Origin of the sequence: Pseudomonas agronomica (assembly GCF_025917275.1) — a bacterium.
Lineage (GTDB): Bacteria > Pseudomonadota > Gammaproteobacteria > Pseudomonadales > Pseudomonadaceae > Aquipseudomonas > Aquipseudomonas agronomica.
Genome location: NZ_JAOSHO010000892.1, coordinates 1 through 1,037 on the forward strand (window position 1 = coordinate 1; position 1,037 = coordinate 1,037).

Sequence of the window (1,037 nt, forward strand, 5' to 3'; positions counted from 1 at the left end):
GCTTTCTGACTGACAACAAAGTACTTCAGATCAACGGCTCATCCGCCTGCTTCTGCTTCCAACCGTCATTCCCCGGCAACAACAGGTTCAACGCAATCGCCACCACGGCGCACAGCGCGATGCCCTTGAGGCCGAAGTCGTCCGGGCCGGTGCCGGTGCCCACCAGCACGCCGCCGATGCCGAACACCAAGGTCACTGAAACGATCACCAGGTTGCGTGCTTCGCCCAAGTCGATCTTGTGGCGGATCAGCGTGTTCATGCCCACCGCTGCGATCGAGCCGAACAGCAGGCACAGGATCCCGCCCATGACCGGTATCGGGATGCTTTGCAGCAGCGCGCCGAACTTGCCGATGAACGCCAGGCTGATGGCAAAGATTGCCGCCCAGGTCATGATTTTCGGGTTGTAGTTCTTGGTCAGCATCACCGCGCCAGTGACTTCGGCGTAGGTGGTGTTAGGCGGGCCGCCGAACAGGCCGGCGGCGGTGGTGGCGATGCCGTCGCCGAGCAGCGTGCGGTGCAGGCCGGGTTTTTTCAGGTAGTCGCGGCCGGTCACGCTGCCCACGGCAATCACGCCGCCGATGTGCTCGATGGCCGGCGCCAGGGCGACCGGCACGATGAACAGGATCGCCTGCCAGTTGAATGCCGGTGCGGTGAAGGCCGGCAGGGCGAACCATGGTGCGGCGGCGATTTTTGCGGTGTCCACGACGCCGAAGAAAAACGCCATGGCAAAGCCCACCAGCACGCCGGAAATGATCGGCACCAGGCGGAAAATGCCTTTGCCGAACACCGCGACGATCAGGGTAGTGAGAAGGGCTGGCATCGAAATCATCATCGCGGTCTGATAATGAATCAGCTCGCTGCCGTCACCGGCCTTGCCCATCGCCATGTTCGCCGCAATCGGCGCCATGGCCAGGCCGATGGAAATGATCACCGGGCCGATCACCACCGGCGGCAACAGGCGATCAATGAACCCGGTACCCTTGATCTTCACCGCCAGGCCCAGGAACGTGTAGACGAAACCGGCCGCCATCACGCCG

Annotated in this window: 1 protein-coding gene; it reads right to left on the bottom strand. The window is 62.8% G+C overall.

The genetic code is table 11. The features are described 5' to 3' along the window. Positions 1 to 25 precede the first annotated feature (25 nt). The coding region (locus OC610_RS27940) for a uracil-xanthine permease family protein (RefSeq protein WP_264432824.1) at positions 26 to 1,037 on the bottom strand (1,012 nt) is incomplete at its 5' end.